At 67.2% G+C, this 1037-nt stretch carries 1 pseudogene; it reads left to right on the top strand.

What is annotated here, in order from left to right:
* Positions 1–889 (top strand): annotated as a pseudogene (locus U1872_RS22750) (asmA family protein); the annotation flags it as partial.
* Between the last annotated feature and the right edge of the window lie 148 nt (positions 890–1037).

Raw genomic sequence — 1037 nt, 5'->3', positions numbered from 1 at the left:
GGACGAGGCGCAGGCGAAGGGCGCCGCGCTGGAACGCGCGATCGGGCCGAGACTGGTGCCGAATACGCGGATCGACATCGGCAAGATCGACACCACAGACGCGGCGTTCGGGTTCCGCATCCAGCATATCGTCGCTGCGCAGGGTAAGTCGCCGATCGTGTCCGCCAAGGGACGGATCGCGATCGATCACCAGTTGCTGACGCTCGACCGGCTGGTCGCAAGGCTGCCGCAGGGGACCGTTTCCGGCAAAGTGACCGTCGACCAGAGGGGCAATCGCAAGACGCCGACCGTCGCGATCGACCTGCGGTTGCGCGGCAGCAGCGTGCAGGCGCTGGCGGGTGGGCGCGGCGACTTTAGCGGGAATGTGAGTGCGCGGGTGCGGCTGAAAGGACCGGGCGAGACGATCCGGGCGGCGGTCGGGAACGCCGATGGCAGCATCGGGTTCGTCGCGCGGGACGGGCAATTGCCGCAGGGAATCGCCGCGGCACTGGGATTCGATGCGGCGCGTGCGCTGTTGGCGAAGGACGGGGAACGGGCGGGACTACGCTGCGTGGTGGTCAAGCTCGACGTGACTCGTGGGCGAGGGCGGGTCGATCCGATGATCGTCGATACCACCGCCAGCCAGTTGCACGGGCAGGGGAGCGTCGTGTTTCCCGCCGAAGCGATCGACATCCGGCTGAGTGGCGCGCCGAAGCAGCATGCGCTGCTGCAACTGCCGGGATCGGCGTACATGACGGGCACGATCCAGCAGCCGCATGTGACGATCCCGCCAGAGGTCAAATCGGTGGGGAATATCTTCAAGGCGATCGGGCGAGCGATCACCGGGAAACAGGGCCCGACGGCCAGCGATGCGGATTGCGCGGGGTTGGCGGCGCGGGTCCTGCGATAGGCGAGACATCGTCAGATACAGAAAGCCCCGCCCCGCGGGGTGCGGGACGGGGCTGAATGTCAGCGATATCGCGAGAATGTCAGCGGTAGAAGATGTGGTTGCCGATCGAGGCGACCTTGATCGCACGGACCGACGGGCGGCGATCTGG

Origin of the sequence: Parasphingomonas frigoris (assembly GCF_036663815.1) — a bacterium.
Lineage (GTDB): Bacteria > Pseudomonadota > Alphaproteobacteria > Sphingomonadales > Sphingomonadaceae > Sphingomonas.
The sequence above is the reverse complement of the archived record's forward strand: the minus strand, read 5'-3'. Positions and strand labels throughout refer to the sequence as shown.